Here is a 25,574-nt window from a genome sequence, read left to right as displayed (position 1 = left end):
GTCCGCCTGCCGGGACGTCAGGCGGAGAGCACCTTCTGGCGCGGCGCGGCAATCAGCGGGGCTCATTGGGGGCAGGAGCCCGGCCATGACGCAGAGCGGTGAGGCGCTCGGTGAGGACGGCCTCGTGGGCCGCTCCGGCGTGCTGGGAGATGAGGGCCAGGGTGTCCTCGGAGAGCTGCCGGGCGTGGGAGCTGTCCAGCAGCGACGCCAGCTCCTGGAGCCGGCCGGTACTCAGCAGGGCCCGCACCAGCGCGTGGCCGGTGCGCGGCAGGGGCGCCTGGGTGAAGGCGGACTGGAGCGAGCCCACGGCCAGCTCCGGCAGCCCGCTGTCCAGGAGCAGCTCGCCCACCAGGGCCGGGTCGTGCGGGCCCTCCAGGTCGTCCTCCTCGTCGAGGGGGACGGTGGCGGCGCTGCCCCTCGGCGCGTCCATCCGTTGGGGGAGGGAGACGGCGCCCGGGGCGGACGCCTTCCGGCGCTGGAAGACGAAGCGCGGCTCGGCGGGGTGGACCTCCGGCGTCCGGCGGAGCTGCTCGACGTTCATCACCCCCAGCATCAGCGCGAGCATCCCGAGCCAGACCTGCTTCGCCCCGATGGCCAGCCCCAGCACCCCCACCGCCGTGACGATGCCGACCCACAGCAGCTTCCGCTCATGGCGGTAGCCGCTGCGCGCGCGCACCAGGTCCGCCAGCAGGTGCCCGCCGTCCAGGGGCTGCATGGGCAGCAGGTTGAAGAGCCCCCAGCCGACGTTCACCCAGAGGAACTGCCGCACGCCCTGGTCCGCCAGCCCTCCGGGCGCGCCCATGGGGGCGAGCTGTGACGCGGCCCAGACCAGTCCCCCCGCGAGGAAGCCGATGCCCGGCCCGGCGAAGCTCACCCAGGCCGACTGCCGGTGGGTGAGGTGCGCGGCCTCGTGCGTCTGCGTGGTGCCGCCCATCCCGTGCAGCTCGATTCGCGCGGAGCAGCCGTAGCGGCGGAAGGCCAGCGCGTGCCCCAGCTCGTGGAGCAGCACCGACACGAAGACGATGCCCACCCACAGCGCGAGCCGCGCGGGCTCGGAGATGAGCGTCCAGCCCGTCATCAGCGCGACGAGGAAGAAGAGCGGGTGGATCCGGACCGGGAAGCCGGCCACGTGGAAATGGGGCCGCATGGACCTCCGACTGTAACCGCCACCCTGGCGCCGTGCCCGGGGAAGGGGCGGGGCCCGCCGCACCCAGGGTGAATGACGCGCGGCCCCAACCGACTCCATGACATTGGGATGACATGGCTCCAGTGACATGCCGTCCGTGGCGGCTTCCCCGGCGCGGCGTGGATGTGGGGACAGGGCCTCGCGAAGCACGAGAAGTAAGATAGAGTCTTGAGACACCCCTGTTTCCCGCGCGCCCCCGCGCGTCCCCACCCCGGCCCGCCCTTGTCCAGTACGAATACGCGACTGAAGTCCGCGCCCCCGTCCGGCGAGTTCCAGGACGACGCGCTCCCTCCGTCCGAGCGGACGGGCACCCGGGAAGTCACGGGCGCGCGGGAGTCCACCGCCACCAACCTGACAGGCCCCCTGGGGCTGGGGGAGGGGGGCACCCGCACCCTCATCGCTCCGCTGGAGGCGGGGGAGCTGCCCAACGTGGCCCAGATCAAGGGCCTGCGGCTGGATCAGCTCCTCCTGCTCACCACCGGCCTGCTGGTGGTGCTCATCGTGGGCCTGCTGGCGGCGCTGTCGGTGGCCTCCACCCAGTCCCAGTTCGAGGAGACGGCGCTCGTCTCCAAGGAGCGCATCCAGGAGCAGGCGCGCGAGCTGGGCCAGACGGTGGGGCAGACCATCGCGCTCACCTCCGCCACCAACCTGCGCGACAACAACTACGCCTTCCTCGAAGAGGTGGCGGGCTCCATCGTCAAGACGAACCCCAACATCCTCCGGGTGCAGATCTTCGACCCGGACGGGGTGCGGATGGCGGACAGCGAGGGCGCCAGCGAGGACAAGGAGGAGGCCGCGCCCGCCCGCCGCGCCGAGCGCCGCCTGGTGAGCGCCTTCTACCAGGGGCAGCCCATCTCCGAAATCCAGGAGCCCATCGACTACGGCTCCAGCAGCGGCAAGGGCCTGGTCGTCATCAGCTACTCGCTGGGCGGGCTGCAGAAGCAGCTCGAGTCGCTGGAGCAGGACAAGCGCGCCACGGTGCGCGCCAACACGCTGCGCATGCTGGGGCTGGGGCTGGGCTTCGTGGTGCTGGCGGGCGTGCTGGTGGCCTATCAGAGCCGCCGCATCACCCGGCCGCTGGGCATGCTGACGAGCAAGGTGATGCAGCTCGCCGCCGGCAACCTGGGCGCGCGCGCGGGCACCGCCCAGGGCGCGGGCCGTGAGGTGGTGACGCTGGGCGTGGTGTTCAACCACATGGCCGAGCGCATCAAGGTCCTGTTGGAGGACGTGCGCGCCAAGGCGCAGCTCGAGCGCGAGGTGTCGCTCGCGCGCACCGTGCAGGAGACGCTGCTGCCGGGCCGCGAGGCCGTGCAGGTGGGGCCGCTGCGCATCGCCGGCCTGGTCGTCACCGCCGACGCGTGTGGCGGCGACTGGTGGTTCCGGGCCGCCCTGGATGACCGGCGCATCGTCATCGGAATTGGCGACGTGACGGGCCACGGCCTGTCCACCTCGCTGGTGGCCACCAGCGCCACCAGCGGCTTCGCCTCGGCCATGACGCTGCGCGAGCCCTCCCAGGTCAACGCGCAGATGCTCATCACCGCCCTCAACGTGACGCTGGCCAACGTGGGCCGCGGTGAACACCAGATGTCCAGCGCGCTGGCCGTCATCGACGTGTCCAACGGCTACATCGACTACGCGGCGGGCGCGCACCCCAGCCCGCTGGTGTTCAACAAGCGCAGCGGCCAGCTCGCGTCGCTGCCCGCGCGCGGCCCCCTGCTGGGCGCGTCCGTGGACTCGCAGTTCACCTCGCGCCAGGCGCAGCTGCGTCCCGGCGACGTGGTGGTCTGGTACACGGACGGCCTCACCGAGGCGCGCGACGGCGCGGGCAAGCTCTACGGCACCCAGCGCCTGGCCGCCGCGGTGCAGGCCAACGCCCACCTGTCCGCGGAGGCCCTGCGTGACGCGGTGCTCGCGGACGCGCGGGCCTACAGCGCCGGCCAGCCGCAGCGGGACGACATCACCGTCGTCGTGGCCGAGTTCAGCCCCGCCGCCTGACCTCCTTCCGGGACCTCACACACATGCGACGCTCCCCTCGCCATCCTCGGTCGCGCCGGCTCACGCCGGCCCTGGCGCTGTTGACCACCCTGTGCGGCCCGCCCGCGCTGGCGCAGTACCGCCCGCCGCCCATGTCCGAGGCGCAGCGGCTGGTGCACGACGGAGAGTCGGCCCAGGTGGCCGCCAGCGCCGCCAGCGCCTCGGGTGACAAGAAGGAGGCCGAGGAGAAGTACCGCAAGGCCCTGGCCCTCTTCGAACAGGCGCTCACGGCCGAGCCCGGCAACGTGACCGCCGCCGCGGGCCTGGGCGCCAGCGCCAACGCCCTCAACGACTGGCAGCGCACCGTGGACCGCGTGCAGCCGGTGCTGACGGCGAACCCCGCGGAGCTGAACCTGGCCTATCCGGTGAGCGTGGCGCTCTTCAAGCTGCGCCGCTACCCGGAGGCCGTGCCGCTGATGGAGCAGGTGGCCACGGCCGACAAGGCCGAGCACCTCATCGTCCACTACTACCTGGCCAGCTACTACCTCTACGTCCAGCAGGGGGACGCGGCGGCCACGCGGCTGAAGCGCTACCTGGCGCTGCGCCCGCCCGCCCTGGCGCCCAACGACTTCCAGATTCACGAGCTGCTGGGCCGCGCGCACGTCCTGCGCCGGGACGCCGCGCAGGCGCGCGCGTCCTTCCAGCAGGCGCAGGCGGGGCGGCCGGAGTCGCCGTCGGTGCAGTTCGGGCTGGCGCAGGTGCTGGAGCTGGAGGGAAAGCTGGTGGAGGCGCGCAAGCTGCTGGAGGGCGTCACCACGCGCTTCCCGCGAGCGGGCGACGCGCGGGAGAAGCTGGCGCGCCTGTATCTGGGCGCGGGTGACGTCGCGAAGGCGGACGCGCAGGCGCAGGCGCTGGTGAAGCTGGGCAGCTCGCCCGCCGCGCACCTGCTGCTGGGCGACGTGCGCTTCGCGCAGAAGAACGCGGCCGCCGCGGAGGCGGAGTACCGCAAGGTGCTCCAGCTCCAGCCGGGCCTGGTGCTGGGGCAGATGGCGGTGGGCAAGGCGCTGCAGGCGCAGGGCCGGCACGAGGAGGCCATCCAGTTCCTGGAGGGCGCGGTGCGCGCGGGCGCCAACAGCCTGGAGCTGTGGGCCAACCTGGGCTCGGTGAACCGGCGCGCGGGCCGCTTCCAGCGCGCGGTGGAGGTGCACCGGCGCGTGGTGGAGCTGGCGCCTCGCCAGGCCCTGGGCTACGTGCTGCTGGGCGCGGACCACTTCGCCACCGGCCAGTGGGACCAGGCCATCGAGGACTACGCCAACGCGCTGCAGGTGGAGCCGGAGCACGCCGGGGCGAAGCTGTGGCTGGCCCGGGCCCTGGCGCACCGGGCGCGGGACAGGGCGGGGGCGGGGCGGCTGGAGGACGCCGTGCGGGACCTGCGCCGCGCCTACGATTTGGAGCGCGCCGCGCCCATGGCCCGCCGGCTGGGCGCCGCGCTCCTGGAGACGAAGGCCTACGCGGACGCGCGCAAGGTGCTGGAGCAGGGCGTGACGCTGCCGGGCGCCACGTGGCGGGACAGCCTGCTCCTGGGCTACGCGCGGCTGGCCACCCACGACGCGCAGGCGGCCCTGGAGGCCTTCACCCGCGCGGGGACGCAGACGGAGGAGCCCGACGAGCAGGCCGAGACCTCCGTCGGCGCCGCCCTGGCCGAGGTGGAGCTGGGGCAGGTGGACGCGGCGGTGCAGCGGCTCACCGCGGCGGGGCCGTCGCGCGCCGCGGCGCAGGTGGCGGGCGCCAACCTCCCGCGCGTGCTGGTGCGCCGGGCGCTGGCGCGGCTGGAGAGCGGGGACGCCGAGGCCGCCGAGCGCGACCTGGACCTGGTGGACAAGCTGGGCACGGGCAACCGCAAGGAGCTGGTGAAGCTGGCCCAGTTCGTGCGCGGCCTGGCGCGCGCGGAGGCGGGGCGCCACGCGGAGGCGAGCGCCGCCATCGCCAGGTCCCTCAAGCCCGCGCAGCCCTGGGCCTGGCCCAACACCCGCGCGCTGGCCACGGCCTTCGTGCTCTACAAGAAGGGGCAGGTGCCGGCCGCGCGCAGGCAGCTCACCGCCGCGGCGAAGAAGCCGATGCCCGGCCAGCCCAAGTGGCTGACGGCCATGACGGGCGCGCTGCACCGGCGCGAGGCGGCGCTGGCGTACAACGCGGGCAAGCTGAAGGTCGCGGAGAAGGCCTTCAAGGCCGCGCTGGCCGGCAGCCCGGATGACGCGCAGCTTCAACACAACCTGGCCTGCGTCGACTGGCGCAAGGGCCGCACGTCGGACGCCGTGGAGGCGTGGCGGCGGCTGGAGCCGAGCGTCCCGGTGGCCGCGCTCAACCTGGGCATCGACGCGCAGGAGCGCCGCAAGGACGCGGGCGAGGCCGTGGACGCGTGGCGCCGCTACCTGGCCGGAGGCACCGGCCCGCGCATGGCGCAGGTGCGCGAGTGGAAGGACCGCCTGCAGAGTCTGCACGGCCTGGCCGAGCCCGCCGCGGGCTCGCCCGCCGACGCCACCGTGGAGGAGACCCCATGAAGACGTCACCCCGTTCCCTCCTGGCTGGCCTGGTGCTGGCCTGCACCCTGGCCGCGGGTGCCGCGGCCGCGGCGCCGAAGAAGGCCACCCTGGGCGTCTTCCTGGCCACCACGCTGGCGGATGGACAGGAGCGCTTCGAATACGCGGAGGCCCTGGCCGCGCGGCTGTCGGAGACGCTGGACGCGCCCGTGGCCGCGAAGAGCTTCGGCCGCTACGAGGACTTCTCCCGCGCGGTGGCGGGCGGGCTGGTGGACTTCGCGGTGGTGGACGCGTGGGCCGCCGTGCAGCTCGGCGCCAAGGCGAAGCCGGTGGCCTGGGCCTCCCGCGCCGGTGACACCCAGCAGCGCTGGGCCATCGTCGCGTTGCAGCGCGGCGCGGTGAAGGACCTCGCCGGCAAGCGCCTGGCGCACGTCAAGGGCGCGGGCCCGGCCGACCCGAAGTTCGTCACCCACGTGGTGCTCGGCGGAGACCTGGACGCCCAGAAGCACTTCAAGCTGGCCCCCGTGCCCAACGTGGAGTCCGCGTTGAAGATGCTGGAGGCCAAGGGCGCGGATGCGGCGCTCGTGCCGCTGGCGCACGTGCCCAGGGACGTGCGCGTCCTCTTCCGCAGTGGCCGCGTGCCGGGCGCCCTGCTGGTGGACCTGCGCAACCACGAGGCCGTCCTCACCAGCGCGCTGGGGAAGGTGGGCGCGGTGGCGCCGTTCGACGCGTTCGCGCGGCTCCAGGACAAGGACTTCGAGGACTTCCGGAAGCTCGTCACGCGGGGCCCGCCGCGCCGCCAGCCCGTGCTCGCCGACAGCGCCGACCTCCGCGTGGAGTCCAGCGTGCTGGTGCGCGCCGAGGAGCTGGGGCCCGCGCTGCCGTCCTTCGTGGGTGACCTCGCCGTGTCGTCGGAACAGCCGGACGACTGATACTTTCCCGAGTTTCTAGAGAATGAGAGCCAACGACTTGGCCCGGCGTGGGGTCTGGGGTAGCTTGAAAATGATGGCGTTGGTGTCCAGCCGTGAAAAAGCGTTCCCCCCGACGCAAGCGCTGACGCCGCCCCCGTCTCCGGGTCGCACGTACAGGACCTCGGGTGTCCATGCTCCACCCCTGGATGTGAGAACGATGCACTCGACTGTGTTCGGTGAGCCGCGGCGAGGCGCGGCGAAGGCGGTTGCCGGACGCCGCGCCATGCGCGCCGGCCTGCCGCTGTCCCTCATGTTGTGCTTCCTGGCCTTCGTCGTTCCTTCAAGCGCGGTGGCGCAGGACACCGGCGAAAAAGAGGCCCCTTCCAAGGTGAAGCGCAGGCGGCGGGTGGTGAAGCCCGCGGCGTCCACGCGCTCCACTTCCAGCAAGACGGCGAGGAAGCCGCGCAAGGCCGTCAAGCCGGCGCCCGTCGAGGACGAGGACGCGCAGGAGATTCCGGTGCTGGGCAGCGGGCCCGGTTCGGAGGACTCCTCCTCCTCGAGCCCGCCGGCCATGCCGCCCATGCCGCCCCCGCCGGTGACCACGCCCGCCGCGGCGCCCCTCACGCCGGCCACGCCGCTGACGGCCGAGCCCGCCGCGCCGCGGGCCCTGCCGCCGGTGGGCACGGACTTCAACCCGCCGGACGCGCCGACGAACCCGCCGCCGGCCACCGCCACGCTGCCCGCGCACCAGCCCGCGCCCGCGTCGAACGTGCCCATCAGCGCGCCCTTCGCGGAGCCGGCCCTGGACCGGCCCCTGCCGCCGCCCTCCGGGCTCGCGGGCCTGGGGGACGACCCGCTGGGCGGGGCTGACGCCCTGGAGGAGTCCGTCAACCGCGTGCTCAGCGAGGCGGTGGTGACGACCGCCGGCAAGCGCAAGCAGCGCATCTCCGACGTGCCCCTCACGGTGTCCTGGATTCCGGCCGACGAGCTGGAGGGCACCGGCCAGTTCACGCTGTGCGAGGCCATCCAGTACTTCCCCGGCATGGAGTGCCGCCGGGGCTCCATGCGCAAGGCGGCGGTGAGCGCGCGTGGCCTGGGCTCCAACTACCTGTCCAACCGCCTGCTGCTGCTCCAGGACGGCCGGCCGCTGACGGACCCGTGGACGGGCCAGTTCTACGCGGATGAGACGACGCCGCTCACCAACCTCAAGCAGGTGGAGGTCATCCGCGGTCCAGGGTCCTCGCTGTACGGCTCCAACGCCTTCAGCGGCGTCATCAACGTCATCCAGCGCCAGCCGTCGGACCTCATCGAGAAGGGGAAGAACGTGGGCGCCGAGGCCCGCGTGCTGGCGGGCCAGGACCAGACGTGGCGCCTGCACGGCACGGTGGCCGGCCGGGGCGGCCCGGTGGAGGCCCTGCTGGGCTACTACGGCTTCGGCTCGGACGGCCCGCAGCTCTTCAACGACCCGCGCGTGGGCCGCGTGGACACCAACCAGGACTCGCTGGTCCACCAGGTCAACGGCAAGGTGCGCATCGGCCCGCTGGCGCTGGACGCGGACTTCACGGACGCGGAGATTGGCCGCCCGGGTGGCACGCACATCTCCACCGTGGGCAACTGCGGCCGCTGCCACTACACGCCGAACGACTCCGAGTCGGTGCAGAACTTCAACGCCTCCGCGCAGGTGGACCAGCAGGTCACCGACAACCTGCGCCTGTTCGGCCAGGCGTACGGCTTCTTCAAGCGCCGCGACGTGCAGATGGAGAACGCCTTCGGTGGCGACCCCACCCGCGCGCTGGGCAAGCGGCGCCGGCTGGGCGGCGAGGCGCGCGCGCTGTGGACCCTGGGCGACCTCAACGTCACCTTCGGCGGTGACTTGAAGGCGGACACCGTCAACGTGCCCAACGTCCTGCCCGAGCTGAGCATGGACGACACGCGGCAGACCATCCTCGGTGGCTTCGTGGACGCGGAGTACCGGCTCTTCAACCGCCTGGTGCTGGGCGCGGGCGCCCGCTACGACCGCTACCAGATTCCCGAGCGCGTCTGGCGGAACCGCACGGACCAGATTTCGCCGCGCGCCAGCGTGGTGTTCCACGCGGTGCCGGAGCTGCTGACGCTGCGCACCAACTACGGCCGCGCCTTCCGCGCGCCCACCCTGGCGGAGCTGGCCATCAACCAACAGATGTACGCGGCCACACTGGTGGGCAATGGAAACCTGCGCGCGGAGACGCTGGACACCATCGAGGCGTCGGTGGATTTCTGGCCCTTCGAACGGAGGGTCCGCCTGACGGGCACGGGCTTCTACAACCTGGCGAAGAACTTCATCAACCAGCAGCTCGTCTTCGGCTCCGTGTCGCAGTTCCAGAACATGGGCGACGCGCGGGTGGCGGGCTTCGAGCTGGAGGCGGCCGCGCAGATTCCGTCCATCAACTCGTCCTTCGACATCGCCTACCAGTTCCTGGACGCCAAGGCGCTGCCGTACGACGACGGCCCGCAGTCCCCGCTGGACTACGCGCCGGCCCACCGCATCTACGCGCGTGGCCGCACCAACATCGGCAAGGTGGCCTTCGTGGAGCTGTACGCGCTGCTGGTGGGCTCGCGGTACGACCCGGGCTTCGAGGTGGATGAGACGACGGGCCTGCCCACCACCCGCGTGCAGCTCCCCAGCTACGTCACGGCCAGCGCGCGCGTGGGCTTCAACGTCTACGACGGCATCTCCGTGTCGTTCCTCGGCTCCAACCTCTTCAACGCGCAGTACGAGGAATCCCACGGCTTCCCCGCGCCGCCCCAGTCGTTCTTCAGCGAAGTCAAGGTTCGTTACTAGCTCTTGAGTACCGCCCCCCACCTGGAGGCTGGTGGCCTCCTGTTGATTGCAGACGACTCACTGGCTCCGGCGCTGGTGGAGCAGGCGGCGCCCATCCTCGCGCGGGACGGGGTGGCGCTGTGTCAGGGGCCGGGGTCGCCCTCGGGGCTCCGGCGCCTGGTGCTCTTCGACGGGAAGCTGTCACCCGCGCACGCGGAGTCCCTGCGCCGCGAGCCCCCCGCGTTGCTGCTGGCCACGCGCGGCGCGGACGGTCATCCCTCCGCGTGGGAGACGCGGCTGCTGGGGGCCTTGCTGCGGGGGGACGCGCTGCTCCCTCCGGGGGCCTCGCGGCACCGGCTCCAGGCCGTGGCGGACATCAACGCCACGGGGGAGGCCGCGGCGCGGGCGGTGACGCAGGCGCGGGGCTCGCGCACGGCGGCGGCGCTGGTGGCCGACGTGGTGCACGAGCTGGCGGCCAACGCGCTGTGGGACGCGCCCGTGGACGCGCAGGGGCAGCACCGCTACGCGCACCGCCGCGCCGAGGTCCGCGAGGTGGCGCCGGAGGACGCGTGCGAGCTGTCCTACGTGGTGGAGGAGGGCCGCGTGTGGCTGGAAGTCGTGGACCGCTTCGGCGGTCTGCGTCCGGGCCCTTTCGCCCGGGCGCTGGAGGGGTGGGGCGGACGCGTCCAGGTGGATGCGTCCGGAGGAGGGGCGGGGCTGGGGCTGCGGCGCATCCTGGAGCACAGTGATGCGGTGGCGGTCCGTGTGGCGGCTGGCCGAGAGTCACGAGTCCTGTGCGTGGTGGACCTGGGGGAGGCCCGCCGCCGCGCCGCACAACCCAAGTCGCTGCTGTTCTGTCTTCAATGAGGTCAGGGCCGGTGGATAGCCAGGTTTCCAACGCCATCATCAGCCGGCTCCGCGTGGGGACGATCACCCACGTCCGGATCTCCGGCTACATCGACGAAACGTTCCCCCTGACGTCCACCAGCCCGGAGCTCAACGGGCTCCTGGTGGTCGACCTGGGGCAGGTGGAGCGCATCAGCTCCTTCGGGGTGCGGCGGTGGATTGAGTTCGCCGCCAAGCTGCCCCCGGGGGCGCTGGGGCTCTACGTGGTCCACGCGCCGCCCGTCATCGTGGACCAGCTCAACATGGTGGAGGGCTTCGCTGGCGTCGCCCGCGTCCTCTCCTTGCTCGCGCCCTACACCTGCCGCGCCTGCGACGAGGACCGGCTGCGGCTGGTGAACCTGCTGGACGAGGCGCAGGTCATCTCCGAGGAGCGCGCGCCCGAGCACACCTGCCCCGTGTGCCAGGGGCCGCTGGAGTTCGCGGACCTGCCGGGCGAGTTCTTCGACTACGCGCGGCGGCAGCAGTTCGGCCAGGTGGACCCGGTCGTCATGCGCTACCTGCGCGCCAGCATGCCGACGGAGCAGCCGGAGCTGGCGCAGCACCTGAAGATCATCCAGGACGACATCACGTACATCACCCTGGCCAGCGCGTTGAAGGGAGACCTCAACGTGCGCCGGCTGGCGTCGGGCCTGGAGGGCCGCGTCGGCTTCGACTTCAGCCACGTCAGCAAGGTGGAGCCGGAGGCCCTGCCGAAGCTGGAGCAGGTGCTGGAGACGGCGGCCCAGGGCGCGCACGTGGTGCTGTGCCGGGTGCCGCCGCCGGCGCTGGCGGTGCTGGCGCGCTCGGCCAAGGTGCTGCCGGTGCGGTTGGCCACGCTGTGGCTGCCGTGTGACTGCCGCAACTGCGGGCAGGTGAGCCACCAGCGCGTCCAGGCCATGGACTACCTGGCGAAGCTGCGGGCGCAGGACGCGGGCGTGGACGTGCCGTGCCCCATCTGCGGCGGCAACGCCCGCGTCCCGCACATGCCCCAGCTCCAGGGGCTGCTGGCGCGGATGCAGCTCACGGACCGGCCGCTGGAGGAGCTGGAGGCGCTGGAGACGCGCGCCCTCAGTCAGTACCTCTTCGGCGCCACGAACATCGACCCGGCGGCCCGTCAGGGCGCGTCCACCGACATCTCCAACTCGCTGGGCAGCTCCAAGCTGAACGTCATCCGGCGGCTGGGGCAGGGCGGCATGGCGGAGGTCTTCCTCGCCAAGCAGGTGGGCGTGAAGGGCTTCGAGAAGTTCGTGGTGATGAAGAAGATTCTCCCGCAGTTCGCGGAGAACCCCGAGTTCGTCGACATGCTCTTCGCGGAGGCCCGCGCCAACGCGCGGCTGACGCACCCGAACGTCGTGCAGACCTTCGACGTGGGCGTGTCCGACGGCGTCGCGTACATCCTCATGGAGTACGTGCGCGGGCCGGACCTGAAGAAGCTGGTCATCGAGCTGCGGCGCAAGGGGCTGGCGCTCCCGCTGGAGCACGCGCTGCGCATCGTGGCGGAGGTGGCCGCGGGCCTGCACTACGCCCATGCCTACGTGGACCCGGCGGGCACGCCGCACCCGGTGGTGCACCGCGACGTCAGCCCGCACAACGTCCTCATCTCGCTGGACGGCGCCATCAAGCTGAGCGACTTCGGCATCGCCAAGGTGGCGGGCGAGGAGCACACGCAGGCCGGCGTGCTGAAGGGGAAGATTTCGTACATCTCCCCGGAGGCGGCGTCCGGGCGCACGCTGGACGCGCGCAACGACGTGTTCGCGCTGGGCGTGGTGCTCTTCGAGCTGCTCACCGGCACGCTCCCGTTCCGCAGGGACCACGACGCGGCGACGCTGCAGGCCATCGTCCGGGACCCGGCGCCGGTGCCGTCGCAGCTCAAGCCGAACATCCCGCAGGACGTCTCCGACCTCGTCCTCCGCGCGCTGGTGAAGGACCCGGCGCGCCGCACGCCGTCCGCCGCGGCGCTGCGCGAGGAGATTGAAGCGGTGATGGCGCACCACCGGCTCAACTCGTCGCCCGCGGCGGTGGCCCAGTTCTTCAAGGACACGCTGGGAGACCGGCTGGTGGAGTTCGCGCCCTCCGCCGTGGGCGGCACGGGCAGCCACCCGCGGCCCGTGCCCTCGGGGACCGGCAGCGGCAACATCGGCAGTGGGGAGATGTCCGCGCCCATGGATGGACGGACGCCCAGCCGGGGCAGCGTGCCCGTCGCTGGCAGCCGTCCGGGCACGGGCGGCAGCGGCAGCCTCTCCCGTCCGGGGCCTCCGGTCCCCACGGCGCACCCGCCTCGGCCCGTCGGTGTCGCGGCGCCAGCGTCGCGGCCCCCGGCGCCGCCTCCGCCGGATGACTCCTTCCCGGGCATCCCCGTCTCCGAGGACGACGCGAACGACCGCACCGAGGTGGTGCCGCTCAACCTGGGAGCGCCGCCGCCGCCCTCGCCGCCGCCCCCTCCCGCGCCGCGCGCCTCCCAGCCGCACCTGGCCATGCCCGCATCGCCGCGTGCCTCCCAGTCGCAGCCGGCCATGCCCGCATCGCCGCGTGCCTCCCAGCCGCAGCATGCGTCGCCGCGTCCTCCCGGACCGGCGCAGGGCCACGGCGCTCAGGCCAGCGCCGCGCGGCTCGCCGAGCCCGCTCCAGCGCGTCCCGCGGCGCGTGCCGTCGCCCCCGACAGCGACGCCGCGGGCAAGCGGCCACCGTGGAAGTGGTTGGGCATCGCGGGCGGCGGCGCGCTGGTGCTGGCCGTGGTGGCGGTGGTGCTGGCGCGCGACACGAACTCCAGCTTCGTCAACGTGGGGGCCGGCGAGCATGTCTATGTCGGCGGCCTGCGCTACGTGCCGGGGACGGACGTGCATGACCCTTCGGGTGGCCCGTTGCTCATCTCCACGGCGGTGGACGGGAAGCTGCGGCGGTTCGGGACCACGCAGCAGCGCGAGGGAATCGACGTGCGCACGCTGGCGGACGCCTCGCCGGAGCCGGGCACCACGGGCCTGCTCAGCGTGACGGGCGCGGCTCCCGGCTGTGAGGTCCACGTCAGCGGCGCCTTGCTGCCGGGTGGCACGCCGCTGTTGAAGGCGCGAATCGAAGCGGGCCGGGAGCTGGAGGTCCTGGTGCGCTGCCCCAGCGGCGTCAGCAAGCTATGGGTGATGGCGGTGCCAGGGCAGCAGATCGAAGTGAAGTCGCAGCCGCGAAATTGAGCGGCGCGCTGCGGGACGCCAGACGGCGTCCCGGACGAAGGGTGCGAAACGCATGACGGGCTGGTCCCTCTTCCCCCACCTCGTGGTTCGCACCACCGGTTTTCCCTTTGACTGGCTGGAGCGGCTGGGGTGCCCGGAGGCCACCGAGGCCGCCCGCCGGTGGGTGGCGGCACGGCGGGCGCTGGAGGCGCTGAAGGCCCAGGGCCCCCGGGTGAAGCGCCCCTCGCGCGCGGTGCTCGCGGCCCTGAAGGCCGGGCGCCCGGTGGACACCGAGGGCCTGGACGCACCCGAGCTGTTCTCTGAATGGAACACCCGCGCCCGGGAGGCGCAGGCCGCTGAAGCCGCCTTCCAGGCCGCGATGAAGCAGGAGTCCCTGGCGGTGGAGGACGCGCTGGGCTCGCTGCGTCAGGCGCCGCGCTTCATCGAGGCGGTGGCCAGCTCCAGTCCCCCCGTGGCCCGGGATTTGTTGGACGGGCGCGATGGCGCGCGGCTGCGGCGACAGGTGGCCAGCTACCTGCAGCGCATGTGCGCGAAGAACGAGACGATGGGGTTCTTCGGGCCCATCAACTACGGCCGGGCGGACGCGGCGGCGCCGACGGGTGTGTCGGTGCGCTGGTCCGGTCCGGAGGTGCTGACGGGGCGCAACACGTTCGCGGCGTCGTGGCTGGTCCAGGGGCTGGTTCGCGCCATCGCCTTCGACCCCGAGGTGGCCGCGTGGCTGGTGCTGCGCCGCAAGGCCTTCGCGGAGGTGCCCTCGCGCAAGGCGCTGCCGGCGCCGGAGAGCGCGGAGGCGTTGCTGCCCCGGCTGGTGGAGGCGGTGGACGGGACGCGGACGCTCGCGGGGCTCGCGTCATCGCTGGGCGTGGCTCCGGGCCTGGCGCGCGAGGCGGCCCGGATGGGGTGTGAGAAGGGGCTGCTGACGCATCAGCTCGAGGTGCCCGCGGCGACGCACCACCCGGTGGATGACCTGGCCGAGCGCGTTGCGGGCCTGCCGTGTCCCGCGGCCCGTCGCCACGTGGAGGGCTTGAGCGCGCTGCTGGCGTTGATGGCCGGCTACGGCGCCGCGGACGCCGCGGGGAAGATGGCGCTCCAGGCCGCCTTCGCGAAGCGCGCGAGCGAGCAGTGGGGCGTGACGCCTCCCTCGGCGCGAGGGCCTGCCACCGAATCGCACAACTTCTACCAGGACCGGCTGGCGCTCCGGGAGGAGTGCGGCGGCGACTTGCGGCTGGAGGCCGGAGGCGAGCGGGCGCGCGAGCTGGTGAGTCGGCTGGAGCCCGCGCTGGCGTGGATGGGGGAAGCGGCGCGGCGCACCCGGGAGGCGGCCCGGGCCACCGTGGCGGGGCTGGTGGGTGCGCGCACGGTGCCGTTCTGGAAGGTGGCGGCCGCGTATGCGGACCGGCCGGTGCCATTGGATGGGTCGGTGGCGGAGGTGCTCGCGGGCGCCGTGGGGGATGCCGCCGCGCGCGGCGTGGACCTGGGCCAGGTGACGCCTCCGGCGCTGACGGGCGACGCGAGGGCGCTGCCGCTCGTCACCTCCGTGGACCTGCTGGTGGGCGCCCGGGACGTGGAGGCCTGGAGCCGGGGCGAGTACGAACTGGTGATGGGCGACGTGCACGACACGGCGCTGGTGTGGGGCTGGGCGCTCCAGTTCCACGAAGCGCGCGGCCGGGTGGAGAGCGCCATGGTGCGGGCGCTCGGGGCCTTGAGCCGGCCGGTGCCGCTGGTGACGGTGCTGGCGTCGCGGCGCACCGGGCTGTTGCCGTCGGAGTTCCCGGGGCCGGTGGTGGAGCTGGGCGGCGTCAGCGCGCGGGCCTCCGCGTGGCGGCTGCCGCTGGATGACCTGTTCGTGGAGAGCGACGGCAAGCGGGCCCGGCTGGTGTCGAAGCGGCTGGGCTCCGAGGTGTGCCTCTACAACGGTGAGCTGGAGAGCCTGGTGCACACGGCGTTCTCGCTGCCGCGCATCCGCCCGCTGCGGGTGTCGCTGGGCGAGCACACCCCCCGCCTGTCCCTGGGCGGCGTGGTGGTGCAGCGCGAGCAGTGGCGCCTGTCCCAGGCGGAGCGGGAGTCGCTGCTCGAGGGCCGGGATGATTCGGCGCGGCTGCGGGCGGCCGTGGCCGTGTGGGACGCGAGGGGCCTGCCGGACTGCGTGTTCGCGAAGTTCAAGGACGAGCGCAAGCCGGTGCTGGTGGACGTGCGCAGCCCGCCGCTGCTGCGCGTCTTCCTCAACCTGCTGGAGCAGAAGGAGGAGGTCGTCCTGTCGGAGATGCTGCCGTCGCCGGGCCAGCTCTGGCTGCGAAGCCCCACGGGCGGGCGGCACACGGTGGAGCTGCGTTGCACGCTGCTGTGGGGCGCGGAGCCCGCCGCGGCTCCGGCGGGAGGCGCGCGGGAATGAAGCTGCTCGTCCTTCCGCCCCACCGCGACGTGACGCTCGTCCCGGAGGCGCCCGACGGCTGGACGTGCCTGGACGTGGCGCGGGACTTCTGCCAGCGCGTCTTCGCCCGGGACGCGGTGGAGGCGGCGGCCGAGGCGCGTGAGCGGGCCCCCGCCACCGCGCAGTCGATGCGGGAGCTGCTGCTGTTGCGCGCCGCGCAGGCGCTGCGAGCCCGGGAAGGGCTTCGCGTGAACACGGGCCTGCGCGCGCTGGGCGCCGTGCTCACCGCGACCTCCGGGGCGCCCAACGGGGTGCACCTCCGGTTGGACGACGTGGCGCTGGAGGGCGGCACCACGGAGCGGAGCGCGGACGTCCTGCGCGCCGTGGAGCAGCCCGCGTCCTACCTGGAAGACCTGACGCTCGCCGCCGGGCGCTTCGCCCGCGCCGAGCGCGTGCGCCTCTGGCTCGAAAGAGACCTGCAGCTCCCCGCGGCGGCCTGGCTGGCGCGGGCGTGTCCGGAGCAGGTGCCGCTGGAGGTCGCGGGGCCCTTCGCGTGGGCGCACCGGGCCGCGCTGTCGAGCCTGCCCATGTTCCAGCGCGCCGCGTTCGTGGAGGCGCCCCCGCTGCGCTGGCGCGTGGCGCCCCGGCTGGACGAGGCGTCGCCCGCGTCGCTCGTCTGGTTGGCCGAGTCGCTCGAGGTGCGGGCCACCTCCGCGGATGCGCTGCGCTCCCTCACGGGCGGCGCGGCGGCGTGGGCGGGGCACGTCTCGCTCGGCTCGCTCCTGCAGCCGGACGCGTTGGTGGAGAGCGGCTGCAAGGTGGCCGTGGTGGGGTTCTGCGCCATGGATGGCGCCGGATGGTTGGACCCGCTGGGGGCGCGCATCCCCCGCGAGGCGCTGGCGCACGGTGCCCGCCGGCTGCGGGACGCGGGGGTTCATGTCGTGGCGGAGTGGTGGGTCGGCGCGCCTGGCGTGGACGAAGCGGCGCTCGACGCGACGCTCGCCGCGCTCGGCGCGGAGCCGGTGTTCGACCACCTCGCCGGGGTGCGTCCCTTCCACTGGCCTCGGAGTCCTTCGCGCAGCGGGTGCACGCCGCAGTGGCCGGACGTGCGCGTGGGCACGCCGCCCGAGGACCGGGACCTCGCCCGGAGCCTGCCCTTCGAGTGTGCGCGGTCCATCCCCAGCGCCGAAATCCCCCGGGTGCTCACGTCGCTGGCGACGCGGTTGCTCGCGCGCGCGCCGCTGAGCCCGGGGCGGGTCGCCGCGGCGTGCCTGCCCGAGGCGCCGCTGCCCCGTGCCACGGCCGCGAGCGCGGCGGCCATTCAACTGGACGTGGACTGCGCCTGGGTCCAGCTCCCGGCGGCGCTGGACGGCGCGGCGAAGCCGTCGTGGTTCGCGGCCAACCTCCGCACGGGCGCCGTGCTCGCGATGGACGCGCGGCTGGCGCCCAGGCTCGCGGGGCTCGTGCGGCCCACGGACGTGGCCAGCGCGCTCGGGGGCGTTCCGCAGGCACAGCGGGAGAAGCTGGTGGACACACTGGTGGCCAGGTCGGTGCTGACGAGGGTGAACGGATGAGCGAGCCCTGGACGTTGGGCGAGGTGTTCGTGCTGCGGCACGCGGGCTTTCCCTTCGACTGGCTGGAGTCGCTCGGGATGTCGCGGGAGGTGCTGGACGACGTCGCCCGGCTGCTCGAGTCCGAGGACGCGCTCGTGGAGGCCGTCCGCGCGGAGAAGGGCGCCTCCGGCGCGCGGGGCGTCCTCGACGCGCTGGCGCAGGGCCGCGAGCCCCGAATCGACGCGCGCCTGGGCCCCCCCTGTCAGGAGGCCCTGCGCCGCTACCAGGCGTGCCGTGCGTCCGCCCAGACGCGCTACGCGGCGGAGCGCGCGTCGCTGCGCCAACGCCTCCGCGAGCGGGCCGCGGACCCCGCCATCCAGGAGGCGGTGTTCCTCTCCAGCCCGGCCATGTTCGACAACGTCTGGGTCCGCTACCTGCGCGGTGGGGAGCGGCCGGATACCTCCGACGCGCGCCGTGTCGAGCGGCAGGTCTACACGTACCTCCAGCGCTTCTGCGCGAAGAACGAGACGACCAGCTTCTTCGGCCCCATCTCCTATGGCGAGCGCACCGCGGATGACGGCTACGACGTGCGCACGGTGCCCAGCGGCAACACGCGCCGCCGCACGTTCTTCTCCTTCTGGGCGGTGACGGAGCTGGCCCGCGCGGTGGGGCGGGAGCGCACGCTGCGTCCGCACCTGCCGCTGCGGCTCAACCCGCTCTTCACGTTGACGCCGGGCCGGGCCCACTGCGAGCCGCTGAAGCTGGACGTCGCCCTGTCCGCGGAGGCGGAGCGCCTGCTGTCCGTCCTGCGCGAACACCCCACGCCCGCGGCGGCGGCGGTGGTGCTCGGCCTCCCCGTGGTGGACGTCGAGCGTCAGGCCCTGCCGCTGGTGAAGACCGCGCTGCTGCTCTGGGGCCTGCCGTTCCGCCCGAATGACTTCACCACCTTCGAGAGTGTGCGGGACGCCGTGGCGGCGCTCCCGGAGCTGGAGGCGCGCACGCGGTGGCTGGAGCGCCTGGACGCCCTGGCGCGTCTCAAGGCGGACTTCGAGGGCGCGGACCTGCCGCGGCGGCGCGAGCTGTTGCCGCGGCTGGAGGCGGCCTTCACCGAGGCCACGGGCAAGCCCGCGCGCCGGGGCGACGGGCAGGTGTACGCGGACCGGCTCATCCTCTACGAGGAGGCGAGCTCGCCCTTCCGCCTGCGCTTCGGCGCGCGGTTCACCGAGGCGTTGGAGGCGGCGTTGACGGGCGCGCTGGAGCTGTCGGCGGCCTACGGCGAGAAGGTGCAGCAGGGCTTTCGCGAGCAGGTCCGGGACGCGCTGGGGCCGGACGCGGGCCCCATGGACCTGCTGGACTACGCCGTGCGGCTGCGGCCAGACGGCGTGACGGGCAGCCGCTTCTCACCCGTGCCCCCGGTGATGCTGGAGCCGGAGGACGCCCGGGCGCGCGCGCTGCCCGTGGACTTCCTGGGCACGTCGTCGCCAGGAGGGCGCTACGCGTTGCCGGACGTGTGCCTCGCCGCGAAGCCGGACGGGAGCGGCTACGAGGTGATGCTGGCGCGCGTCCACCACCACCTGCTGCTGTGGAGCTGGCTGAGCGCCTTCCAGCCGGAGCGGGAGCGCTACGCGGCGGTGGCCTCGCGCTGGCTGGAGAAGGACGGCGCGGCCCGGGGGCTGGTGGGGCTGGCCATCCGCCGGCGCAACAAGGGCTTCTATGTCTATCCGGGACGGCGGCTGGTGTACTCGGTGTCGGACGTGCTGGACGTGGAGGAGGGGGCCCTCACGCCCGGGGACGTGAAGGTGCAGCCCACGCCGGAGGGGCCGGTGCTGGTGGACGGGCAGGGGGCGCGGCTGAGCCTGTACCTGCCGCTGGATGACTTCTCCTCCTATCCGCCGTTCGCCGCGCTGGCGCATCCCCAGGTGCTGCATGCGCCGCTGCGCACGCAGGGCAGTCACCTGCCTCGGCTGAGCGTGGGCGGCGCGGTGTATCAGCGCGAGCGCTGGAACCTGGCGGCGGAGCGGCTGGGGAAGCCTGCCGGCTTCGAGCTCTTCCTCGCCGTGCAGCGGGAGCGGCGCGCGGGCGGGTGGCCTCGCTTCGTGTTCATGCGCAGCTCGAAGGAGCGCAAGCCGTACCTCATCGACACCGCCAGCCCCTTCGCCATGGACCTGCTGTCCCACCTGGCCCGGGACGCCGAGCGCCTGTCCGTGGAGGAGATGTACCCGGCGCCGGAGCAGCTCTGGCTGAAGGACGCGCGGGGGCGCTACACCTGTGAGCTGCGCATGCAGTTCACCCGCTGGAGCGCGGCGCCGGCCTGAGGATTTTTGACATCCAGGCCGCATCCGCGACCAGAATGGCTCCTTCCCCGGCCTGGCAGGGCTTCCCGCCTTGCCAGGATTGCAGGCCCTGAGAAGGAGACATTCCATGTCCGGTGACAACGTCGTCGCTCCCCCGGCCAAGAAGCTGAGGCGGCCGGTGGAGGAGGTTCGCGCGGAGCTGCTGGCCGACGCGGACGTGAAGGAGCAGGCCCGCCTGCTCAAGGTCCCCCTGGAGGACTACGTCGAGAAGATCATCGACTACGCCCTCAACCCGGAGAAGCCGCCGCAGATCCAGATCGTCCCCGACGAGGAGCTGAAGGCGAAGGATCCGAACGTGCCCACCATCGCCGAGGTCGAGGCGCACCTGCAGGGCATCATCGACGGCGACATCGTCATCAGCCGCGCGCACCAGCGGGACGGCTTCAGCGCCGACGACGGCGACGCCCGCTTCAAGACGGCGCTCGCGTCCGACGCGGCCCAGAAGGGCGCCCCGGAGAGCCGCTCCGGCACCTCCGCGGCCGAGCTGCGGAATTCGGAGAAGAAGCCGAAGGGGTGAGCCACGCCGGAGGGGGCGAGGGCCGCCCCGCGCGGCTCCCCCTGGCGCCGGAGTTCCCTCAAGTTCCTGGCTTTACTGGCGACTTCACGCGGCGTCCGGTTTTTTCGGGTAACAGGGAAACAATCGCCCCGAGCCTCCGACAATCCTCACATCTGACACATTCGCTGGCCGCCACGCGGTCACGCTCGAAAGGGGCAGTCACCATGTCCAAGGCATTCAAGGCGATTGGCAAGGTTCTGGACGTCGTCAAGCCGTTCGTGTCCATGGTCAACCCGCTGCTCGGCGCGGCGATGGGCTTCGCCAGCGGCCTGGCGCAGGGCAAGAACCCCATCCAGTCCCTGCTGGGCGCGGCGACGGACCTCATCCCGGGCGGCGGCGCGTTCAAGAACACGCTGGGCAAGTTCGCCAGCAACTTCCTGATGGACGGCGCGGGTGGCAACAGCCTGCTGAGCGGCGCGCTGAACCTGGCCACGGGCAAGAGCAAGGTCACCGACGTCATCGGCGACATGCTGAAGAACACGGCCAAGACGGGCCTGAGCCAGCTCGGCATGAACAACGCGGCCGAGCTGTCGGCGCAGCGGATGTCCCAGTTCCTGGTGTCGTAATATCCTGGGACGATGACTCCCGTCCCCTACGTCCCGGAGCTGCACTTCGAGCACATCAAGTCCTGGCTGCAGCACTGGGACGAAGTCGTCACGCCGGACGGCCTGCCGCAGACGGGGTATGTGATTCCCGGCAAGGCGGCGGGGTTCCTCTACCGGACCGACAGCTCGCTGGCCATGATTGAAAACCTCGTGGCCGCGCCGGGGCTGTCGAAGGAGGAGCGCAACGAGGCGGTGGACCTCATCGTCGCGGCCATCTGCACGGAGTCCGCGCGGCTGGGGTTCAAGATTCTCCTCGGCACCACGCAGTTGGACGCGGTGGTGAAGCGCGCGGAGAAGCACGGGTTCATCTACGTGGATGGTGGCTTCCACGTCATCGCCAAGCGCCTCTACTGAGATGCGGCCCGGCGCAGACATCGTGATTCTGGGAGCCGGTGTCGTCGGTCTTTCGGCCGCGCGCCGGCTCTCTGCTTTGGGCGCGAAGGTCACCGTCCTGGACGCCGCGGACCCGGGAGGCCGGGGCTCGCGCGCCGCCGCTGGGGTGGCCATCCCCTCGGTGCGCCTGTTCGATGACCCGGTGATGCTCGCGTTCGCCCGAGCGGGCCGCGCCACGCTGGCGGAGGACCTGGGCGCGCTGCCCGAGGGCGGCCAGCTCCGGCGCGGCAACGGCATCCTCCGCATCGTCCCGGACGCGAAGGCGCGGGAGGCGCTGGCGGCCAGGGCCGCGGGTGACGCGGAGGGGCTGGGCACGTGGCGGGACGCCGCGAGCCTGGTGGCGCTGGAGCCCGCGCTGGAAGGCACGCCGCTCCACGGCGCCTTCGAGACGGGGCAGGGGCACCTGGTGGACACCGATGGCTACGTCGATGCGCTGCTGAAGGCCGCGGAGCGCGCGGGCGTGCAGGTCCGGCGGGGCGTGGCGGCGCGGGCCGTGACGGAGACGGCTCCCGGCGTCGAGGTCCAGACGGACAGCGAGGTGCTGCGCGCGGACCGGTTGCTGGTGTGCGCGGGCCCCTGGTCCTCGGGAGTGGAGGGCCTGCCCGCGCTGCCGTTGAAGCCCGTGCGTGGGCAGATGCTGGTGGTGCACCAACCGGGACTGCACCTGACGCGCGTCGTCTCCGGGCCCACGTACCTGGCGCCGTGGCGCTCGGGGGAAATCGTCGTGGGGGCCACGGAGGAGGACGCGGGCTTCGCGGAGCACGTCACGCCGGCGGGCCTGCTGCACCTGAGCGCCACCGTCGCGAAGCTGGCGCCGCGCCTGCGCGAGGCCCGCTTCGTTCGCGCCTGGGCGGGGCTGCGTTCCGCCACGCCGGATGGGCGTCCGTACATCGGCGCGTACCCCGGTACGCAGCGCACGTTCGTCGCCACGGGCCTGGGCGGGCAGGGGATTCTCACGGGCGCGCATACCGGCGCCCTGCTCGCGGAGCTCGTGGCGCGCGGGGACAGCGCGGAAGCCGCGCCCTTCGCTCCGGCACGGCTCCTGCGCGGCGTGGCGATGGCGGGGCCCTGAGTATCGCGCGGGCTCCGGCGCTCCCCATGCAACGCCCGCTGAGCTCGAAGCCGCGCTGACGTGGGCGCTCGCGCGCACGGCGCCGTCGCGACGCGCGGCTACTGCCGCGTCGCGAGGTGCTGCTCGAGCCGCGCGAGCGTCTGCTTGCCGCCTTCGATTGCGTACTTCGCCGCCTGCTCGCGCGCTTCGACGGTGGGCATCGTGTGCTGCATCGTGACGCGCGTCTTTCCCTCCTCATCCTTGAAGGTGACGACCGCCTTGAACAGCACCTCGCCCTCCTTCGAGCCGTGGTCCCACTCGAGCCGCTCGTCGGGGATGACCTTCGTGTAGACGATGTGGTTCGGGAAGTCGGTGCCATCGGGCCCGTGCATGGTGAACTTCCACGCGCCACCCGGGCGCACATCCTTGCTGACCGTCGTCGTGCGGAAGCCGTTCGGCCCCCACCAGTGGGAGATCATCTCGGCGTCGGTGAAGGCCTGGAAGACCAGCGCGCGCGGGGCGCTGATCAGCCGCGAGAGTTCCAGTTGCCGCTTCGCGAGTTCGTTGAGGTCGAGCGCTGCGTTCATGTGGGTGCTCCTCGTCTGGGCTTCTTCGGGGTTGGAACCTTGCGGGCGCGCGCCGGGCGCTGCTGCCCCTGGAGGTCGGCGAGGTAGTCCTCGAGCCGGTCGAAGCTGGCCTCCCAGAACTCGCGGTAGTGCTCGAGCCAGGCGTTCGCGTCCTTCAGCGGTCTCGGCGCGAGCCGGCAGGGGCGCCACTGCGCTTCGCGGCTCCGCGTAATCAGCCCCGCGCGCTCGAGCACCTTGAGGTGCTTCGTCACGGCGGGGAGGCTCATCTCGAAAGGCCGCGCGAGCTCCGTGACGGAGGTCTCACCCTTCGAGAGCCGCGCGAGGATGGCGCGCCGCGTTGGATCGGCGAGTGCGGCGAAGGTGGCGCTGAGCGGGTCGATTGACATGGCGTGATTAACCAGTTGGTGAAGTAACCAATTGGTTAATCACGCGCAAGCGTGTTCGCGCGAATCGCGTTGAGCGACGCGCGAGGCTGGCATCGGGGCTCCGGTGACGTGGAGGAGGGAACGTCCAGGATGATCCGGAGGGCACGAGCAGGGTGGGGGCTCAGCAGAGCGCCCCGGTGAAGGCCTCCTGCTGCGCCAGCCCGTCGTGCACGCCCAGGTCAGTACAGGTTCACCGGGTCGAACGGGCGGTTGAGCTTCGTCCGGGCGCGGGGCAGCGCCTCATGCACCGCCTTCGCGTCACCCTGCGCGAGCGCCGCCTTCAGCGCCTCCGTCTGCTTCGGCCAGGTGGTGCTCGCCTCGGCGCAGCGCCGCGCCTCCGACCAGTCCGAGCGGCCGGCCGCCACGGCCTGCCCCGCCAGGCTCTCCGCCGTCTTCAGCGGGTCTCCAATGGCGCGAGCGTGCTCCTCGGCCCTGGCGAACCAGTCCACGGCGACAGCGGGCTGCTGCTCGTCCAGGAACAGGCGCCCCAGCTCCGCGGCAATCACCTGCCGGTGGAAGGAGTCACCCAGCGCGTCGGCGTTGGCGAACGCCTCGGTGAAGTGCGCCACCGCGGCGTCGCGCTCTCCAGCGGCCAGCTCCAGCCCGGCCAGCCGGTACCGGTGGTGCTTGGCGAAGTTCACCCCCCAGCTCTCGCTGATCTTCTCGAACCGGCGCCACGTGGAGATGGCGTCGCCGAACTGCCGCGCCGTCTCCTGGAGATAGCTGGCGTTGGAGATGAGGTTGATCTTCAGGTGCGTGGCGCTCGCGTCGTGCAGGTCCCCCACGCAGCGCATGGCGAGCTTCTCCTCCACCAGCGCCTTGTCCAGCTTGCGCTCCTGGAACCACGTCAGCGCGCAGACGTTGCGCAGCCAGCCCTCCTGGAGCGCGCGATCCGCCGACGTGCTGCGCTCCAGCGCGGCCAGCCCCGCGGCCACCTCCGCCCGCGCGTTGGGGAGCTGCCCGAAGCGCTTCGTCAGCGTGAGCGCGCGGAACATGTGCAGCCGGGCCACCAGCTCGGGCGGAATCCGGCACTCCAGTCCCCGGCCGAACGCCGCCATGGCCGCGTCGTGCGCGCCCGTATAGACGTGGACCACGCCCATGCTGCGCGCGAACAGGGCCTTCAGCTCCTCCACGTCTCCCAGGCTGGCGCGGTCAATCTCGATGGCGGGCGTGGCGAAGCCCGTGTCCAGCGCCTCCCAGGCCTGGACGACGCGCGAGGGCAGCGCCGCGTCCGGGCTCGCTCCCAACACGGCCAGCCCCTGCTCGGCGGCGAGCATCGCCCCCTCATAGTTGGTGGTGAAGAAGCAGCTCCGGATGGCGAGGATGGCGGCGGCCACCCGCGTTTCGGGCGCCTGGGCCGCGTCCACCGCGAGCTGGAGATACCGCCCCTCCAGGTCCACGGGCGCCTCCACCGCGCGCGACGACACCGGCCCCGGTGTGGGCACCCGGGGGGCGCGCATCCGGTCGCACAGCGCATCCAGGTAGGCCTGCCGCCGGGCCTCGAAGGCCTCCGCCCCATGGGGCCGGCGCACGTTCCACCCGGTGAACAGCAGCGTGCCGTCCAGCCCCTCCAGCCGGCTCCACTCGGCGGCGCGCATCACCGCGCGCAGGCTCACCAGGTCGCATTCGCCCGCGCCGTGGAGCACCAGCGGCCTTCCACTGGCGCGCAGCGCCTCCACCAGCGCCTTCGCGGCCACGTTGAGCACCCAGAACATCTGCTCCGACTCGCGGTGGAGCCGGCGCTCGGAGGGCGTCAGCGCCAGGTCTCCCAGGTCCGGCACCCCGTCGATGGCCCCGGGAAACAGCCGGTTCCATTCGGAGGGATGGGCGCGTGACAGGGTGTGGACGACCTGGGGCGCGGCGGCCTCACACGCGCGGAGGACCTTCCTCAGCCCGCCGAAGGCGACAGGCAGGGCCACCCCCACGTCGACTTCGATGGCGTGCGAGGGGAGCGCGGCGGGCAGCGACGTCTCCACGGTGACGGCCAGCTCGCGGGGACGCGCGGAAGGGGGGCTCACGGGTGGCTCCTCGAAGGGGACTCAAGGCTGGGATGAGACAAAAAAGCCGTCTCACACCCGCATCCTCACACCCTCTCAGGAACTGAGCAATTGGGCCTGACCGGAAAATGACGTTTCACCTGATATTTTCCGGGCGCGGACCGAGGCGCCGCGTGCGGTGCCGGGCCCTCCGCCGCCAGC

General features: G+C 72.9%; 17 protein-coding genes. 13 read left to right on the top strand and 4 right to left on the bottom strand.

Features of this window, described 5'->3' with window-relative positions; all coding sequences use genetic code 11:
* Positions 1–52: 52 nt before the first annotated feature.
* Positions 53–1,147, bottom strand: a complete 1,095-nt coding sequence (locus MYMAC_RS22510) for a M50 family metallopeptidase (protein WP_095959590.1) — start codon at positions 1,145–1,147, stop codon at positions 53–55.
* Between the two features lie 261 nt (positions 1,148–1,408).
* On the opposite strand from MYMAC_RS22510, the gene MYMAC_RS22505 reads away from it, so the two are divergent.
* The 13 genes from MYMAC_RS22505 to MYMAC_RS22445 all read left to right on the top strand — a co-directional run bounded on the left by MYMAC_RS22505 (position 1,409) and on the right by MYMAC_RS22445 (position 22,385).
* The gene (locus tag MYMAC_RS22505; RefSeq protein WP_095959589.1) at positions 1,409–3,181 is read left to right on the top strand and encodes a SpoIIE family protein phosphatase; all 1,773 of its coding nucleotides are present in this window, start codon (positions 1,409–1,411) and stop codon (positions 3,179–3,181) included.
* Between the two features lie 23 nt (positions 3,182–3,204).
* A complete protein-coding gene (locus MYMAC_RS22500; RefSeq protein ID WP_095959588.1) occupies positions 3,205–5,721 on the top strand; it encodes a tetratricopeptide repeat protein in 2,517 nt (838 codons plus the stop codon).
* Positions 5,718–6,632, top strand: coding sequence for a PhnD/SsuA/transferrin family substrate-binding protein (locus tag MYMAC_RS22495; protein WP_095959587.1), 915 nt, complete (start codon positions 5,718–5,720; stop codon positions 6,630–6,632). Before MYMAC_RS22500 ends, MYMAC_RS22495 begins: the two co-directional genes overlap by 4 nt.
* Positions 6,633–6,654: 22 nt before the next feature.
* Positions 6,655–9,432, top strand: a complete 2,778-nt coding sequence (locus tag MYMAC_RS22490; RefSeq protein WP_095959586.1) for a TonB-dependent receptor plug domain-containing protein — start codon at positions 6,655–6,657, stop codon at positions 9,430–9,432.
* 42 nt (positions 9,433–9,474) lie between these two features.
* Positions 9,475–10,278, top strand: a complete 804-nt coding sequence (locus MYMAC_RS22485; protein ID WP_013941134.1) for a hypothetical protein — start codon at positions 9,475–9,477, stop codon at positions 10,276–10,278.
* Between the two features lie 11 nt (positions 10,279–10,289).
* Positions 10,290–13,481, top strand: coding sequence for a serine/threonine-protein kinase (locus MYMAC_RS22480; RefSeq protein WP_095959585.1), 3,192 nt, complete (start codon positions 10,290–10,292; stop codon positions 13,479–13,481).
* Between the two features lie 52 nt (positions 13,482–13,533).
* Entirely contained in the window at positions 13,534–15,873 is a 2,340-nt protein-coding gene (locus MYMAC_RS22475; protein ID WP_095959584.1) for a lantibiotic dehydratase family protein, read from the top strand.
* The gene (locus tag MYMAC_RS22470; protein WP_095961661.1) at positions 15,870–17,426 is read left to right on the top strand and encodes a hypothetical protein; all 1,557 of its coding nucleotides are present in this window, start codon (positions 15,870–15,872) and stop codon (positions 17,424–17,426) included. Before MYMAC_RS22475 ends, MYMAC_RS22470 begins: the two co-directional genes overlap by 4 nt.
* Entirely contained in the window at positions 17,423–19,720 is a 2,298-nt protein-coding gene (locus tag MYMAC_RS22465) for a lantibiotic dehydratase (protein ID WP_095959583.1), read from the top strand. The genes MYMAC_RS22470 and MYMAC_RS22465 overlap by 4 nt, the downstream gene beginning before the upstream one ends.
* A gap of 106 nt (positions 19,721–19,826) precedes the next feature.
* Positions 19,827–20,276 (top strand): hypothetical protein, encoded by a 450-nt coding sequence (locus MYMAC_RS22460; protein ID WP_013941129.1) that lies wholly within the window; start codon positions 19,827–19,829, stop codon positions 20,274–20,276.
* Positions 20,277–20,479: 203 nt separating this feature from the next.
* On the top strand, positions 20,480–20,881 hold the full coding sequence (locus MYMAC_RS22455) for a hypothetical protein (protein WP_013941128.1): 402 nt from the start codon (positions 20,480–20,482) through the stop codon (positions 20,879–20,881).
* A 12-nt stretch (positions 20,882–20,893) separates the two neighbouring features.
* Entirely contained in the window at positions 20,894–21,274 is a 381-nt protein-coding gene (locus MYMAC_RS22450) for a hypothetical protein (protein ID WP_013941127.1), read from the top strand.
* Between the two features lie 22 nt (positions 21,275–21,296).
* Positions 21,297–22,385: an NAD(P)/FAD-dependent oxidoreductase gene (locus MYMAC_RS22445; RefSeq protein ID WP_239988956.1), complete on the top strand. Its 1,089-nt coding sequence runs from the start codon at positions 21,297–21,299 to the stop codon at positions 22,383–22,385.
* Between the two features lie 98 nt (positions 22,386–22,483).
* Here MYMAC_RS22445 and MYMAC_RS22440 read toward each other — a convergent pair whose 3' ends face one another.
* From MYMAC_RS22440 to MYMAC_RS22430, 3 genes are all read right to left on the bottom strand, one after another.
* A complete protein-coding gene (locus MYMAC_RS22440; RefSeq protein ID WP_095959581.1) occupies positions 22,484–22,951 on the bottom strand; it encodes an SRPBCC family protein in 468 nt (155 codons plus the stop codon).
* A complete protein-coding gene (locus tag MYMAC_RS22435; protein WP_013941124.1) occupies positions 22,948–23,337 on the bottom strand; it encodes an ArsR/SmtB family transcription factor in 390 nt (129 codons plus the stop codon). Before MYMAC_RS22435 ends, MYMAC_RS22440 begins: the two co-directional genes overlap by 4 nt.
* Before the next feature lie 218 nt (positions 23,338–23,555).
* Positions 23,556–25,394: a tetratricopeptide repeat protein gene (locus MYMAC_RS22430; protein ID WP_095959580.1), complete on the bottom strand. Its 1,839-nt coding sequence runs from the start codon at positions 25,392–25,394 to the stop codon at positions 23,556–23,558.
* Between the last annotated feature and the right edge of the window lie 180 nt (positions 25,395–25,574).

Source organism: Corallococcus macrosporus DSM 14697 (genome assembly GCF_002305895.1).
Taxonomy (GTDB): domain Bacteria; phylum Myxococcota; class Myxococcia; order Myxococcales; family Myxococcaceae; genus Myxococcus; species Myxococcus macrosporus.
Note: the sequence above shows the minus strand (reverse complement) of the source record. Positions and strands in the feature narration are given on the sequence as shown.

Excerpts from the sequence above, each read along its gene's own strand:
- MYMAC_RS22510 (WP_095959590.1), bottom strand. The coding sequence starts at position 1,147 with ATGCGGCCCCATTTCCACGTGGCCGGCTTCCCGGTCCGGATCCACCCG.
- MYMAC_RS22500 (WP_095959588.1), top strand. The coding sequence starts at position 3,205 with ATGCGACGCTCCCCTCGCCATCCTCGGTCGCGCCGGCTCACGCCGGCC.
- MYMAC_RS22495 (WP_095959587.1), top strand. The coding sequence starts at position 5,718 with ATGAAGACGTCACCCCGTTCCCTCCTGGCTGGCCTGGTGCTGGCCTGC.
- MYMAC_RS22490 (WP_095959586.1), top strand. The coding sequence starts at position 6,655 with ATGAGAGCCAACGACTTGGCCCGGCGTGGGGTCTGGGGTAGCTTGAAA.
- MYMAC_RS22475 (WP_095959584.1), top strand. The coding sequence starts at position 13,534 with ATGACGGGCTGGTCCCTCTTCCCCCACCTCGTGGTTCGCACCACCGGT.
- MYMAC_RS22470 (WP_095961661.1), top strand. The coding sequence starts at position 15,870 with ATGAAGCTGCTCGTCCTTCCGCCCCACCGCGACGTGACGCTCGTCCCG.
- MYMAC_RS22465 (WP_095959583.1), top strand. The coding sequence starts at position 17,423 with ATGAGCGAGCCCTGGACGTTGGGCGAGGTGTTCGTGCTGCGGCACGCG.
- MYMAC_RS22460 (WP_013941129.1), top strand. The coding sequence starts at position 19,827 with ATGTCCGGTGACAACGTCGTCGCTCCCCCGGCCAAGAAGCTGAGGCGG.
- MYMAC_RS22455 (WP_013941128.1), top strand. The coding sequence starts at position 20,480 with ATGTCCAAGGCATTCAAGGCGATTGGCAAGGTTCTGGACGTCGTCAAG.
- MYMAC_RS22450 (WP_013941127.1), top strand. The coding sequence starts at position 20,894 with ATGACTCCCGTCCCCTACGTCCCGGAGCTGCACTTCGAGCACATCAAG.
- MYMAC_RS22440 (WP_095959581.1), bottom strand. The coding sequence starts at position 22,951 with ATGAACGCAGCGCTCGACCTCAACGAACTCGCGAAGCGGCAACTGGAA.
- MYMAC_RS22435 (WP_013941124.1), bottom strand. The coding sequence starts at position 23,337 with ATGTCAATCGACCCGCTCAGCGCCACCTTCGCCGCACTCGCCGATCCA.